Origin of the sequence: Streptomyces sp. NPDC001406 (assembly GCF_042895285.1) — a bacterium.
Classification (GTDB): Bacteria; Actinomycetota; Actinomycetes; order Streptomycetales; family Streptomycetaceae; genus Streptomyces.
The window spans coordinates 202,947-216,868 of the sequence record NZ_JBIAWG010000002.1 but is presented as its reverse complement, the minus strand read 5'-3'; the positions used below and the strand labels follow the sequence as shown (position 1 = coordinate 216,868).

Here is a 13,922-nt window from a genome sequence, read left to right as displayed (position 1 = left end):
TCACTCTCTCCCCTCCCGTACGGAGAAGGAGAGCAGCCATGACGTGGGACGGGATCCCCTGGTTCGTGGAGAACACCGCGGCGTCCGAGGAGACGCTGCGCCTGATCGTGGAGGCCGCCGCGTGTGGCGGGGAGGGCGTCATCAGCCCCGCTGACCTTCTGGTGACCGCGCTGGACGCCCCGGCCGGCGCGGTCCAGGTCGCTCCGGGCGCCATGGTCGCGAAGCGTCGTATGGCCGCGGGCGGCGGGAACCAGAGCTACGCAGCGCGGATGCCTACGTCGGAACAGGTTGACATCGAGCCGACCGCAGTGGACGGCGGCCGCACGGACCTGATCATCGCCAGGGTGGAGGACCCCTACGGCGGTGAGACGTGGCCGGCACCCGTGGACCCACAGGCCGGTCCGTACGTGTTCACCCGGGTCATCTCCGATGTGCCGCCGGGCACCACAAGCATCCTCGACATCGACCCCGACTCCACCGCGGTCACCCTGGCCCGGGTCGACGTACCAGCGGGGACGACCAACATCACTGCGGCTATGGTCACCGACCTGCGGCAGATGGCGCGGCCGCGGTCGCAGACCTCCCGCCGCTACCTGCCCGGCGCCTGGTCCACCCCGGACGACGTTGGTCCCATCACGGACGCGTGGGAGATGTTCCCGCTCGGCGCCACGTGGACCGAGAAGGTGCCGGAGTGGGCAACGCACGTGTCGGTGCACGTGTCCATCACGGGCCTGCTCCACCCGGACACGACGGAGGCCCGCGGGCAGCTCCGTGTGTCGTTCGGTGACACGCAGCATGGGGTGGGCATGCCGTTCGGGGCCGTCCAGGCGGGCCGGCTCGCCGTCCAGGCCGGGGGCAAGTTCCTGCTGGACCCCGCCGACCGGGGGCAGATGCGCGACATCGACATCGAGGGCACCGGCGCGGCGGGCTTCACCGGTGTACTGCGCGCGGACGCCTACACGGTGCTGTCGCTCGAGGTGACCTACTCGCAGGAGCCGGTGAGGGCCTGATGAGCGGGTGGCGGTACATCGCGATGCGTGCGGTGTCGGGCGACTTCCTCGACTGGGACGTCCCGTTCGTCGCCGACTCCCCGCCCCGGCGGGAGCTGAACGGGCCCGGCCAGATGACGGGGAAGATTTCACCGGAGTACCTGCGGCTGATGGCCAAGCCCGACGGCCTGCCCGTGCTCGCCGAGTGGTCCACCGCTCTGTTCGCCGAGTTCGAGGGCCGGATCCGGTGGGGTGGGCTGATCACGAACCTCGCATTCGAGGGCCAGGCGATGAAGGTGACGTGTGCTGGCTACACCGCCTACCCGGCCGGCATGCCGTACTTCGGGCAGGTGATCCGCTCCGGCGCCAAGATCGCACAAAAGTGGGCGTACGACGGAAAAGACAAGAACCACGACGGATACATCGACGGCACCCACCCCAAGCGGAAGATGCCGAAGAAGCCGAAGGACAAGATCAGCGGCCGGTGGGACGCGTACGACGTCGTCCGGTCCGTCTGGGCCCACCTGCAGGACTACAAGATGGGCAAGTTGGGCGTCACCCTCGACAAGCACGATTCCGGGTACAAGCTCGGCTCCTCCAATGGTGAGGACCCTTGGGAACTGCTCTGGTGGGACAGCCCCGACTGCGGCCAGACCATCACCGACGTGATGAACCTGGCGAAGGGCGATTTCCTCGAGCGGCACTACTGGGACGGCACGAAGGAGAAGATCCTCCACCACATCGACCTGGGCACCCGACGCCTCGGCAAGGCCCGCCACGATCTGCGATTCGCCCAGGGCGAGAACATCATCGAGATCGCGACCCCGAACTATCAGGGCGACCACTTCGCGAACAATGTCTACGTCCTGGGCAAGGGCAGCGGGCAGAAGACAGCCCGGGTCCGCGTCGTCGTCGACGACAAGCGGCTACGCCGGGCAAAGATCATCGCGCACAAGAGCACCGCGAACGCCAAGACGCTGACCGCGTACGGCAAGAAGGAGCGGGCCAAGCACTCGGAACAGGTCACGATTCCGTCCATCGCGATTCGCCACCACCCCAACGCGCCGTTGGGTTCCTGGGCGCTCGGGGACCGCATCCTCGTCCAGGTCGATATCCCGTGGGTGGGCGAGCTCGCCATCTGGCACCGCGTCGTCTCCGAGGAAATCGACCCGGCCGCCGGCACTGCGGTCCTCTCACTGACCCGCAGCGACTTCTACGGCTGACCAGGCCGCGACACTAACCCCTCCTCCCTTCCACTCTCCCGCCCTGCCCCGGAGATCCCGGCGGCCGCGGAGAGACGGAGGGGAGGACGGGTGTCGTCCTTCAACCTGGACGAGCGGGAGAGGCGGAAGGAGTTCGCCGCCTACTTCAAGCAGCTCGAGGACCGGATCGCCAACCTCGAGCGGTCCAATCAGCTCAACAGTGCGAGCATCGAGGGCGGCTCCCTCGACATCTACGACGAGGAGGGCACCCTCAAGGGATCCGTCGGCGTGCAGCCCGACGGCGGCGTCGCCCTGGTCCCCGTCAACACCACCCCGCCCCCGACCCCGACCCCGCCGGTCGTCGAGTCCAAGCTGGCCGGCCTGACCGTCGGGTGGGACGGCGCCTGGACAGACGCCACCGAGGCCCCCTCTGACTTCGGGCTCGTCCAGGTCCACCTCGGCACCACCGAGACGTTCGAGCCCTCCGTCATCACTCAGGTCGGCACCATCACGGCGCCCCTGGGCGGCACCGTCACGGTCGGCACCGAGGGCTATACCAGCGTGTGGGTGCGCCTGGTCGCAGCGAACACCGCAGCGGTCACCGGTCCGCCGTCCAGCGCAGTCGAGGGCAAGCCCCGCCAGGCCGTGGGCCAGGACCTCATCGACGGCATCGTCACCGAGACCAAGCTGGCCCAAAGCGCAGTGACCCAGGCGAAGATCGCCCTGGGGGCGGTCGGGTCCACCGCGCTCGCCGATGGCGCGGTCCTCGAGGACAAGCTCGCCAAAGCCGCGGTCACCCTCGGGAAGATCGCCAGTGGGGCCGTCACGATCAACGCCCTTGGCGGCGCACTCAGCGACAGCGCGGCGCAGCGCTACGTCGACACAATGAACGATCCCGCTGCGTGGACCGTCACAGAGAAGGGCACCGGGGCCGTCTGGGAATACCGCTCCGGCATCACGGACGCCCCCACTAGCCAGCACGTGGGCCAGGCCGCCGGCTACAACCGCCTGCAGGGCACCACGACCATCCCGTACGAACCCGGGGTGCTGTACCGGCTCAGCGCACGAGTCCGCCTCACCGGCCCCGCCGGGGGCAGCGAGACGTTCTATGTCGGCGTCGCAGGCATCGGCGCGGACGGCAGCACGCTCGTCAACCGCAACGGCACCGTCGGCAGCCCGAACTCGCACTACTACATCGCTGCGTCCGGCCGGACCATCACGACCGCCGACGGCTGGGTGACGGTCGTCGGCTTCGTCAAGGACCGCGCCGCGACGGGCTCGACCGGACCGAACAACGACCCACGCAGTCCTGGCGTCGTGCACAACGACGTCCGCTTCATCGCGCCGTACGTGTGGCTCAACTACAACGGGATCGGGGCAGCGTCGGCCAGCGTCATGCAGGTCGATTGCGTGACGCTCGAGGCCCTCAAGACCGGCATCGTCGACTCCATCAACATCACGGCCGGTGCCGTGAACACCGCGGCGCTCGCCGCGGACGCCGTGACCGCGGGCAAGGTCGCCGCAGACGCGATCAGCGCACGAGAGCTGCAGGCGAACTCCGTCACAGCATCGGAGCTGTCGGCCGGCTCGGTCACTGCCCAAGCCGTGGCTGCGGGCGCCATCACCGCGGACAAGCTCACGATCGTCGGCAGCCCCAACGTGCTGCCCGACCCGTCCTTCGAGGGTGCCGGCGGCGCGGCTGTCGCAGCGAAACAGACCTACCTCTCCCAGGACAAGACATTCGGCAACGGCTCCCCGGCATCCCTCAAGACGGATGCCACCTCGGCGACCGCCGCGTACCGCGCTGCGGAACTCACGCTGCTCCCGGTCACGGTCGGAGACCAGATCTACATCGCCACCGACTACTACCCGTCGACGGACTGGGCGGGCAGCGAGATCAACATGCAGATCCGCTGGGAAAAGGCGGATGGCACGATCCTCAGCTACAGCAAGGCCACCACCACAACCCCCGTTCGCGGGGCGTGGGCGAGGCTGTCGACGACCGGCACCGCCCCAACTAATGCCGTGCTGGCCAGGGTCCGTGTGGAGTCCGGCTTGGGCACGGCTGGCGCGGTGTGGTGGGACAACGCCGCGGTGCGCCCTGTCCTGCCCGGCGTGCAGATCGCGGATGGCGCGATCACCGCGCCGAAGATCCTCGCGGGTTCGATCACCACGGACAAGCTCGTCGCCCTAGCGGTCACCGCCGAGAAGATCGCTTCACTGGCGATCACCACGGACAAGCTGGCGGCGCTGTCCATCACGGCGGACAAGATGGCCGTGAACAGTGTGACGGCTACGGCCATCGCGGCGGGCTCCATCGACGCCACCCACATCAAGGCCGGAGCGATCACCGCCGACCGGCTGTCCCTCGGCACCGACGGCAACCTCATCGCCGACCCCTCGTTCGAGGGCGCCGTCTCCACTGGTCGCGCCTCCACGAGTACGTACTGGTCCATCGTCAGCCCCGGCAACAACACCCCGCAGGCCCTGCAGGTCAACGCCGCCAACGGCACCGCGATCACGCGCTCCATGACTCTGGCCACGGTGCCGGGGATGCCTGGTCAGAAGCTGTGGCTATCCATGGACTACTACGCCTCCACCGACTGGAACGGGCTCCGGATCAGCCTGTACGGGCAGTGGCTGGACGCCGCCGGAAACGTCCTCGGGTACAGCACCATGACCACCGGCGACAACGCGGCGGTGAAGGGCGCATGGACCACCCTGAGCGGCGTGCCCGACGAGGCGGCCCCCGCCGGCACAACGCAGCTCCGCATCGCCTGCTCCACCGTCAACTCCAGCGTCGGCACCGTTCAGTACGACAACGCCTCCGCCCGCATCGTCCTCGCGTCCGGTCTCGCCGGGGCACGCTCCGAGATCAGCCCTCGAGGCCTGCAGCTCTTTGACGACAACGGGGAGGAAGCGGTCTCCCTCCTGACCGGCCGCCCCAACTACCTCACGCTCAGCTCGGACGGACTGCCCGTCGCGACGATCGACCAGAACGGCGGCGCGTACTTCCAGAGCATGGCCGTCGCCGACACGCTCACTGTGGGCGGCGCGGACTGGACTGGGTACCTCGATCAGTCACCCCGCGGCATCCAGGCAATCAACTTCCAGACCAGCACGCGTACCGCGAGCGGCACGGAGATGGGGTTCGTCGAGTTGGCGGCCGACATCGACGCCACCCGCATGTACCGGATCGTCGCAGCCGCGCGCGCCAACCCGTCGGCCTCCGGCGGCGAACTGCAGCTACGTGTCCGCGACGGAGGAACCGGCGCACCCACGATCACCAGCACCCAGCGGTACGTCTCCGTCTGGCCGATGGCTCTCGGGAACTCCTTCACCGCACGGCTCGAGTACAACGTCGCCGGCAAGTCACTCGGCGCCGGGACGCACCGCTTCCTGCTGACCTTCAACAACGCCCTCGGCCCGTCCGGTCAGACCTGCACCTTCTACGGGGGCTCCGACAACCCGGGGTTCTTCTACATCGAGGACACCGGCCCGTACATCCCGACGACCGGCGGCTATAACGACGGCGGTGGCACCGTCGCGCAGCCGCCCAAGAAGTACACGAAGACGTACGCCTGTGCCTGGTCCGGGTCGTACGCGAACAGGGGCTCCTATAACAGCTACTACGGGAACTCCTGCATGCAGGGCTACTACAGCTCCACCAACGGCGTGCAGGCCTCGCTCATCGGGTTCCCGGCGGCGCTCGGCAGCGACCTGTCCGGCGCGACGATCGTCAAGGCCGAGGTCTATCTGTACTTCGATCACTGGTACAGCAACAGCGGCGGCAAGGCCGTGATCAAGGCGCACTCCTTCACGTCCAGGCCGTCCACGTTCTCCTCAGACCCCGAGTCGCAGACGATCTCCTGGGCCCGCAATGAGGGCAAGTGGGTCGACATCACGGCCGTCTTCGACAGCACGAAGTGGCGCGGTATCGCCCTGGACCCGAACTCGACGTCGTCGACGTACTACGGCCGCGCTCGTGGCTACGGCCAGACCAACCCCCCGCAGCTCCGCGTCACCTACACCAAGTGAGGAGGCAGTCCCATGCCCGCCCTACCGCTGACCCTGGCCACGATGGACGCGCTGGCCCGCGAAGCGTCATTACTGCCACGCGTCCGCATGGCCATCGCGGTCGTCGCACAGGAGGTTTTCGCCGAGTCCAACGAGACCCCGGGGTATCCGCTGCGCTGGAACCTGGCGAAGACCGTGTTGAGCCCAACGGAGGAGCAGGCCGCGTCCATGATGGTGGGCTTGGTCGTCTACCCGGACCTGCTCGCCGCGGCCGCGGCCGCCAACACGACGGATCCCGTGGCCATGGCCGCTGCGATCACCGACGAGCAGCTCCTGGCCGCGATCCGCGCGGGATGGAACGCCGTCTCCGGCGTCGCCCCCGCCGCGCCCGCCGAGGTCGTGTAGGCGGCGACGTTAGGCCCGGTCGTGTTGCAGCGTGCCGGCTACGGGGAGCCGCGGGCCTTCGGGCCCCGGCTCCCGCGCACCCCATCTGACGACTGATGACCGAGGAGGCGCCCCGTGGAGTGGCTCACCTCTCTGGCGCCTGTCCTCTCCCCCCTCTTCGGCATGACCGGCGTGCTGGGCGGGGCGTGGCTGGTGTACCGGGGGAACAAGCGAAAGACCGACGCCGACGCGCAGGCGCAGGAGGCCAACACGTTCGTGGCGTCCGTCCAGACCGTGACCGAGGGCTTCACCAAACTGCTGGAGCAGCAGCGCGAGACGAACGCCAAGACCCTCGAGCGGGTGACCACCTTGGAGAACCGCGTCGAGCGCCTTGAGGAGGAACAGCGGCAGTGGCGACGCTGGAAGGCCGCAGCGGTCGAATACATCCACCAGCTCCGCGCCCTGGTCGCCAAGTTGTACGACCGCCCCGCACCTACGCCGCCGCGTGAACTCGCCGAGGACCTGGTCGACGGGCCCACTACCTGAGCGAGCACGCGACGCAAGCCGCTGGCGCCGCGCAGAGTCCGCCCGACACGCAACCCAGCATGAAGGGCAGGACCCATGAGCACTCTGCAGTCCCTGACGACCGGCGCCGAGGTGGGCGCTGTGCTCCCGCTTCTCACCGCGGTGGTGCAGCGCCCGGCCTGGCCGGCGAAGTGGAAGAAGATCGTGGCGGTCGTGGCGGCGCTGATCGCCGGTGTGGCGGCCGTCGCCGCCGACGGGGGCCTGGACCAGTTCCAGCACGGAAAGCTGACGGCCGCCACCCTCCTCGGCGTCCTCGCGGCCGCTCAGACCAGCTACGACCTTCTGTGGAAGCCCAGCAAGCTCGCGCCGATGATCGAGGCCTTGACGACCAAGAAGACGCCTCAGCAGGCCGAATAAGACCGACGGCGCCCGTCCGGCCCCCGGCTGGCGGGTACCATCAGCACTCGAGGTGGCTGTATCGCTGCCGCGACAATGCGTTGAGACTGCCGTCAGGCGTTGGGTTCAGAGACACCGCGGTGTTCCTTCCCCAGGGCGCGCCTGACAAGTGCATCGAGACCACCGGGTGCGTGCAGAGCACTCGGGGCCGGGGAGCGGTTGCTCCTGTGATGATCCGGCACACGCTGTCGCACGGCTCGGTACGGCCACCTCTTGCTGCCCCAGCGGCACAACGCGCACTTTCGGCCCGAGAGCAGCGGGCCCGACCCGAACCGGAGGAACCAACCGCATGGCCGAAGCGCAGGAGATCGAGGCGGCGATCAAGCGCCTGTCGGGCATGAGCCCCGACGAGTTCATGAACGCGGTCGCCCGCCACGTCACGGGCACCCCCGACAAGCGGGACGCCCCGCACGGCGTCCAGGCCGCCGCGTTGGCCGCGCCGCAGATGGCGCCGCGGACCCTTGATGCGCTGGAGCTGGCCGTCAAGCGGGCCCGCAGCTTCCTGCCCCTTAAGGAGGGCGAGAGCAGGAAGCAGCAGGCGGCCCGCATCGCTCCGTTCCGGGCCGGCCTGCAGGCGGCCATGCGCCCGTACCAGGACGTCGTCGAGGACCTGGCGCACGAGGAGGCCAAGCACCTAGCGGCGCTCGACGACGAGACGTTCACCCGGCGCTGGACGGCGTTCGTCCTCGACGAGCCGGTCACGGGACCGGTGCCTCGGCGGGTCCAGGCCCTCGCCTTCCGGTCACCGAGGGTAGCGGCCAGGGCGGACGCGGTCTGCCGCTTGATGACGGAGGAACCGGGCCGCTTCCTGCCGGCGGCCGCGCCCGGCGAGAGCCGTAAGGCGCGCGATGCCCGTGTCCGTGACTTCCGTGACCGTGTCGCCGCAGAGCAGCGCTTCCTGCGGTACGCCATCCAGTACGCCGAGGCGCGCCAAGGCCGGATGCCGGCCGAGCCGAACGTACGGCTGCGTGCGCTTCGCCTCCTCGGCGACAAGCACCCAGAGGAGTTGTCGAGTCTCCTGCACCAGGTGCGCGCGGAACTGCGGGAGGGGAAGCGGGAAGAGCGCCGGGACGCGCGCGCGGTCCGCCGAGCCACGTCGAAGGGCGCGCGGTAGGGGCGCGCGGCAACAGGCCGGAACACTGAAGAGGGCGCGCCACGGCGCCCTTCGTCGTCTCCAGGCGCGCCCCGAACTCGCGCGTAGGCGCGCCCAGCCCGCGCGCTCGAGGGAACCAGCGCGCACCCTCGCGCGCGAACCTGACCGCGCGGGGGGGGCGCCGCTTTCCAAGGTCGAGGGCGCGCTCGAAGGCCTCCCCCAGCCATACCCGCGCCCCGCGCCAACCGTCCTCGATCACCCGCGCGGGCGGCGCGCGCCCACCCGAGAAGGGGACGCGCCATCAGCGAATCAGCAGGTCACAGGGCGCGCCCCTCCCGAAATGGGGGCGCGCCACCGGCGGCGCGCGATGCCGCGCGGCAACAGGGCGCGGCGCGCGCTCGCCTCGAATCGGCGCGGCGCGCGGCGCGGTGAGGCCGGAGCGCCGCGCACTAGATCGGGGCGCGCCTGGCCCGCACGGGCGCGCCGATGCGCGCGGCTGGAGGCGCGCCAAGATCACCCCGTGGCGCGCCGGGCCGGGGCTCGCCACGGTCGGGAAGGCGCGCTGTCGAGGGCGCGCGACGCGCGGCGCGGGCGCGCTCCGGACGGCGATCACGGGCGCGCCGGCCACCGGTCCATGGCGCGCCTGCAGGAGAGAGGGAGGCGCGCGGCGCGCCCCTTGAGGTGAGGTGAGGTGACGAGCGCGGGGAGAGGCCACGGAGAGCGGTGGGCGCGCCCGAACGGTCCCGGGCGCGCGTCACCTCACGTCACCTCACTGCCCAGAGCGCGCGCGGTTGAAGTAGTCGGCGAACTTCTTCCCGATGCCGAGATCCGGCATCGGCGCCCTGCGGTAGAGATCGGCGAGCGCGGATTCGTCGGCCTCCTCCAGGAGATCGACGACCTCGGCGCGGTGCTTCTGAACGTAGTCCCGGAGCTGCCCAAGACCGGGTTCTCCGGCCTCGGTGATCGGACCCAGGTGTTCACCCACCGTAACGAATTTCAACCGGGCCTGAACCTCGGCTTCGTCGAGCAGTGCCCGCCGCGCGACCTGCTTGGGGTCGTTGGGGTCCTTCTTCCGGGACGGGGCGGACTTGGCCGCAGGACGGGGCGGGAGGTCCTGCGGCTCCTCAGCCGCGCTGGTGTCCTCCGGGGTCTCGGCGGGCGGGGGCTCCTCGGCCTGGGGGTCCGGCGGCGGGGGCGCGTCGTTCTCTTCCGGCGGCGCCTGCTCGGCACCCGGCTCGCTGGGAGCCTGCTCCTGGGCTGGGGCCCCGCGGTGCTCGCGCGCCTGCTCCTGCTCGCCCTGGCTGGGCGGTGGGGTACCGGGCCCGGCCGACTGCCCTCCATCGGCGGCCTTCCTGCGCTGCTCCGCCTGCTCCTTGATGTGCTCAAGGGACTTGGTGATCAGGGCGTCCGCGTTCATCTCGCCCCATAGCTTCGTCCGGGTGGAGACCTGCCGCAGGGTGCGGATGCCCCACTCCTCACGGATGGCGTGCAGACACGCCTCCGGGTCGTTCTCGTCCGTGAGGGCCTTGTAGACCAGCTCGACGGCCCGCTCCCCCGTCAGGCCCGACGGGTGCCCGCCTCGCTGCCGGGCCGGTGCCTGCTGCTGGGCGGGCTGCCGCTGCTGAGCACGCTGCTGGACCTGCTCCTGCAGGTACGCGTCGGGCCGGGCCTCCGTGACCTGCCGGACGGATGCGGCCTCCTCGAACCCGAGCCGACGCAACAGGGTGTCGACAGAGAAGCCCGGGAAGGGGAGGGTCTCACCGGGCTTGACGTCCCAGTGAAGAGTGCGCACGCCGGTCAAGTACGCCTCACCCATACTGTGCAGCTCCACGATGGCGTCGACCGCGGCCGGAAGGTTCTTTTCCGCCTTGATCTTCCGCGTGATGTTGCGGGTGGGCTTGTCGTTCTCGAACGCCGTGACGATCTCCTGACGAGCGATGATCACCACGGGGCCGGAGTGCCGACGGAGCAGCCACAGGAACTCGCCCCAGCGGTCCTTGGCCCGGTTCCACAGGTCGGCGTCGACGACGACCGGGTCGTCCAGCGACGGCGCGCGGCGTCGGTTGTCCTGAGCCTTGCGCACGGCTCGCTGCCGGGCGAACAGTGCCTGCTCGTCGCTGAGCATGTCCCACATGTTCGTGCCGTTGTCCACCACGATCATGTTGGGCTTGCCGTTGACCCGGGGCTGAGCGATGGCCCATCGAACCGCGTCGAGGATGTCCTGGTAGGTGCCCTCATGCTCGACGATCTCGTACCGGGCGCCGGGAATCCGGCCGTAGTAGTCGGCCGTGCCCTCGGACCCGCCTATCTCGATCCAGTACGTCATGCCGACCAGGTCGGATGCAGTGCCGAGGGCGGCCTCGTAGCTCTTGCCACACTTCTCGGGCCCGCACAGCACGATCATGGGCGGATTCGGGAGACCGGTCGGCCTACGTGATCTGCGCTCGCGCTGGGGCGTGGTGATACCAGGCATCGTGTTCCTTCGTTCGGGCCCGCGGGTTGCTCTCCCGCGCAGGATGAGTCAGCGACAGCGCTAAGCTCTCGCCTGTCTCATTGCTGTACTAGTCTACCCGTACGAAGGCCCGCCTCAATGCCTGTTCAGTAGATCAGCGACGGGTTTTTCGAGGTCAGGGTCGTGATCCTCACGGTGCCGGGCGAACCAGTCGTCCAGGGCCTCGACGCCAGCGGCCGCCTCGTTGGCCTCGTCCTCCGTGAGCGCACTCCACTCCGTGATGGCGTCGGCGTACTCCTCCTCCACCGTGCCCGGGTCGCGTCGGCTGAGCGCCTGGGCGACCTCCGGCCACTCGGCGCCGGCCAGCACCTCGGCCAGGACAACCCGGTCAACGTACTCATTCACCAACTGGCGCAGGCGGCGCGCCTTCTCGATACGTTCCGTGGCGCTCGTGGTCTCGGCTGTGGTGCCAACCGCCTGACGGGCCAGGTCGGAAATGTCGCGGGCAGCACGGGCGGCGGTGATCCGGGCCAGGATCTCCGGTGTCATGGTGGGTCCGATCATGCAGGCGGCGGGCACCCCAGGTGGGGAGCCCGCCGCTTCGGTACGGGTAGAGGCAGGATGCCTTACGGGTTGACTGGCGTCAGTGCCTGGCCGAACAACGCAAAGATCTCGCCCATAGAGGCCTTGTCCGGGATGCTGATGCCCTTCGTCGCGGCGTAGGTCTTAATGAGGCGGCTACGGACCTTACGGCCCTCGCCCTCGTGTTTGCCGAGGACTAGCCCGATCCCCTTGCCTGTCAGCGGCCCGCTGAAGGCCTCCCGGTGCCCGTTGTCGAGGACATCCTTGATGATCTCGTACAGCTCATCCTCGGTACTCCACTGCGGGATGCTCCACTGCTGCTGGTTCCGCGGCTGCGACTGCCGGGGCACCGAGGCCCTGACCGCGCGCGGCTTGTTGGCGGCCACCGGAACCGTCGGAGCCGGGGCCGGAGCGGGTGTCGTGGCCGGAGCAGCGGCCGGGAGCACCGCTGCTTCCTCGACCGGCGCCGCCGGCGGCCGAGCGAAGATGCCCGTGGGCTCGATGCCCGCCGCGCGAAGACCGCTGGCAGCCGTCTCGGCGAGCGGGACACCGCGGCGGACGAGCTGTAGCGGCAGCAACGACTCGACCGGAGCCTTCCTGCGCCACGCCCGCCCGAACCGGCCGCGGAGCAGCGCCTGGTAGACGAGTCGCTCCTGCTCCAGGTCAAGCGCATCGTCGTACGACGTCAGCTCCCACAGCTTCATGCGACGCCAGAGCAGGAAGGTAGGCAGTGGCGAGAGGACCCAGCGAGCCCACCTGACCTTGTCCATGAGGTGGCGCCCGGTGGCCGCCCCGATCCGGACGGCGTAGATGTGCGCGGCGATCTCGGAGACGGCAACCCAGAGCAGGGACATGGAGCCGTGCGCAACTTTGGACCACAGGGAGCTGCCGGCCGCGACGTTCAGCGCGCAGGTGATCAGGCTCAGAGTCCAGGGGACGATCCGCGCCCAGGAGAGCGGCATGCCCATACGGATCAGGAAGAGGTATGCGCCGGTGAACACCGGGATGGCCGAGTCAATGGCAGCAGGAAGGACCCACGGCTCCGTGAAGCCCCAGGAAGCGGCGGCGGTCGACACAGCGTCGAACGATGCGTAGAAGCCGAGGCCTCCAACGGCAGCCCCGCCCACTGCGGTCAAGCAGGCGCCGAAGCGCTCCCAGCGGGTAAACGGTGGCACCCCGGACTCGTTGAGCAACTCTGTCGGCTTCTGCTGGTTGCCCCGGCTGCCGCGGAAAAACGACATCTTCGGCAAGACACCATCCCTTCGTTCGGGTCTTCCCGGTCGGCTTATGCTCATGGCCTTCCGGGTCGACTAAACGATATAGCGTCTTTTGATCTCTCGCGCTGACGTTGCTCACGTCACGTCAGTTCCGCTCTCGATCAGGGCAGTTCGAGATGGCTACCAGTCGAGGGGTTTTAGGGGCTTCCGCCGGTCCGGGCCCGTGATCTTCACCAGGTGGGCGGAGGCTTCGAGCCGCGACAGCAGCCGCTCACCGAGGATGTCGACCACACCCAGGCCGGGACTGCCCGGCTGGCTCCGGCTGCGCAGGTTCGTCGAGAACGCCGTGGCCCGGCCCGCCGCGAGCCGGGAGTCGATCAAGTCGACGGTCTCCTTGCGTGCGAACTCGGTGGCGGTCATGTCCATCTCGCCGCACAGCTCATCGAGGATGAGTAGATCGCAGGTGACGAACCGCTCCCGCACCTGGTGGGCGGTCAGGTTGTGCGGGGCGGAGTCCGGGCGGCGCCACGTGAGGTAGGTGGCGTGCTTCACGAACCGTACGACCAGTCCCTGGTCCGCTGCCTCGTTGCCGAGCGCGCACACCGCGGCCGTCTTCCCGCTGCCGATGTTGCCGGGCACGATCAGGTTCAGGACCTCCGGACGGGCCTTGCGCTTCTTCGCCTCTACGAGGGAACCGAGCCAGTTCCGCAGTGTGTTCGGCTTCTGGTTCGGGTCCAGGTGCTCGAACCGGAAGTGCAGGTACTCGTGATGCGCGGCGTCCGTCATGCTGTTCCTCCAAAGATTCCGGCGCGCGCGGGCCTGCGGCACCGCCACGTCCTCCCACAGCCCGTCTTCCGGTTCCGGTTGGGGCGGCACGCCGAGCTGGGACATGTCCGCGCCGTTCTTCTCCAGCACGCTCATGATGTGCGCGCTGAGGTCAGCGAAGGCGTTGAGGCCGCGGCCCGGGGCGGGGACCACCGGGGCATCCGTGGTGAGAGACATCGG

The 13,922-nt window shown here is 69.3% G+C and carries 11 protein-coding genes; 7 read left to right on the top strand and 4 right to left on the bottom strand.

All coding sequences use genetic code 11. From position 1 onward, the window contains the following. Window positions 1-38 precede the first annotated feature (38 nt). The 7 genes from ACFY1J_RS05055 to ACFY1J_RS05025 all read left to right on the top strand — a co-directional run bounded on the left by ACFY1J_RS05055 (window position 39) and on the right by ACFY1J_RS05025 (window position 8,687). On the top strand, window positions 39-1,010 hold the full coding sequence (locus ACFY1J_RS05055) for a hypothetical protein (protein ID WP_390730626.1): 972 nt from the start codon (window positions 39-41) through the stop codon (window positions 1,008-1,010). Beyond that, window positions 1,010-2,212, top strand: a complete 1,203-nt coding sequence (locus ACFY1J_RS05050; RefSeq protein ID WP_390730625.1) for a hypothetical protein — start codon at window positions 1,010-1,012, stop codon at window positions 2,210-2,212. Before ACFY1J_RS05055 ends, ACFY1J_RS05050 begins: the two co-directional genes overlap by 1 nt. Window positions 2,213-2,302: 90 nt before the next feature. Continuing rightward, a complete protein-coding gene (locus tag ACFY1J_RS05045; protein ID WP_390730624.1) occupies window positions 2,303-6,229 on the top strand; it encodes a hypothetical protein in 3,927 nt (1,308 codons plus the stop codon). Window positions 6,230-6,241: 12 nt separating this feature from the next. Continuing rightward, window positions 6,242-6,613 (top strand): hypothetical protein, encoded by a 372-nt coding sequence (locus ACFY1J_RS05040; protein ID WP_390730623.1) that lies wholly within the window; start codon window positions 6,242-6,244, stop codon window positions 6,611-6,613. Between the two features lie 114 nt (window positions 6,614-6,727). Next, on the top strand, window positions 6,728-7,138 hold the full coding sequence (locus ACFY1J_RS05035) for a hypothetical protein (protein WP_390730622.1): 411 nt from the start codon (window positions 6,728-6,730) through the stop codon (window positions 7,136-7,138). Between the two features lie 75 nt (window positions 7,139-7,213). After that, window positions 7,214-7,534 (top strand): hypothetical protein, encoded by a 321-nt coding sequence (locus ACFY1J_RS05030; RefSeq protein ID WP_390730621.1) that lies wholly within the window; start codon window positions 7,214-7,216, stop codon window positions 7,532-7,534. A 328-nt stretch (window positions 7,535-7,862) separates the two neighbouring features. Beyond that, window positions 7,863-8,687 carry a hypothetical protein gene (locus tag ACFY1J_RS05025; RefSeq protein WP_390730620.1) on the top strand — a complete coding sequence of 275 codons (825 nt, stop codon included), beginning with the start codon at window positions 7,863-7,865 and terminating at the stop codon, window positions 8,685-8,687. Between the two features lie 748 nt (window positions 8,688-9,435). On the opposite strand, the gene ACFY1J_RS05020 is transcribed toward ACFY1J_RS05025, so the two are convergent. The 4 genes from ACFY1J_RS05020 to ACFY1J_RS05005 form a co-directional block, all read right to left on the bottom strand. Next, window positions 9,436-11,139 carry a hypothetical protein gene (locus tag ACFY1J_RS05020; RefSeq protein ID WP_390730619.1) on the bottom strand — a complete coding sequence of 568 codons (1,704 nt, stop codon included), beginning with the start codon at window positions 11,137-11,139 and terminating at the stop codon, window positions 9,436-9,438. A 114-nt stretch (window positions 11,140-11,253) separates the two neighbouring features. Next, complete coding sequence (locus tag ACFY1J_RS05015; protein ID WP_390730618.1) at window positions 11,254-11,682, bottom strand: hypothetical protein; 429 nt, start codon at window positions 11,680-11,682, stop codon at window positions 11,254-11,256. 62 nt (window positions 11,683-11,744) lie between these two features. Beyond that, window positions 11,745-12,941 carry a DUF2637 domain-containing protein gene (locus ACFY1J_RS05010; RefSeq protein ID WP_390730837.1) on the bottom strand — a complete coding sequence of 399 codons (1,197 nt, stop codon included), beginning with the start codon at window positions 12,939-12,941 and terminating at the stop codon, window positions 11,745-11,747. Window positions 12,942-13,097: 156 nt separating this feature from the next. Further along, complete coding sequence (locus ACFY1J_RS05005; protein ID WP_390730617.1) at window positions 13,098-13,919, bottom strand: ATP-binding protein; 822 nt, start codon at window positions 13,917-13,919, stop codon at window positions 13,098-13,100. Window positions 13,920-13,922: the final 3 nt, after the last annotated feature.

Excerpts from the sequence above, each read along its gene's own strand:
- ACFY1J_RS05040 (WP_390730623.1), top strand. The coding sequence starts at position 6,242 with ATGCCCGCCCTACCGCTGACCCTGGCCACGATGGACGCGCTGGCCCGC.
- ACFY1J_RS05025 (WP_390730620.1), top strand. The coding sequence starts at position 7,863 with ATGGCCGAAGCGCAGGAGATCGAGGCGGCGATCAAGCGCCTGTCGGGC.
- ACFY1J_RS05050 (WP_390730625.1), top strand. The coding sequence starts at position 1,010 with ATGAGCGGGTGGCGGTACATCGCGATGCGTGCGGTGTCGGGCGACTTC.
- ACFY1J_RS05020 (WP_390730619.1), bottom strand. The coding sequence starts at position 11,139 with ATGCCTGGTATCACCACGCCCCAGCGCGAGCGCAGATCACGTAGGCCG.
- ACFY1J_RS05030 (WP_390730621.1), top strand. The coding sequence starts at position 7,214 with ATGAGCACTCTGCAGTCCCTGACGACCGGCGCCGAGGTGGGCGCTGTG.
- ACFY1J_RS05015 (WP_390730618.1), bottom strand. The coding sequence starts at position 11,682 with ATGATCGGACCCACCATGACACCGGAGATCCTGGCCCGGATCACCGCC.
- ACFY1J_RS05005 (WP_390730617.1), bottom strand. The coding sequence starts at position 13,919 with ATGTCTCTCACCACGGATGCCCCGGTGGTCCCCGCCCCGGGCCGCGGC.
- ACFY1J_RS05010 (WP_390730837.1), bottom strand. The coding sequence starts at position 12,941 with ATGTCGTTTTTCCGCGGCAGCCGGGGCAACCAGCAGAAGCCGACAGAG.
- ACFY1J_RS05055 (WP_390730626.1), top strand. The coding sequence starts at position 39 with ATGACGTGGGACGGGATCCCCTGGTTCGTGGAGAACACCGCGGCGTCC.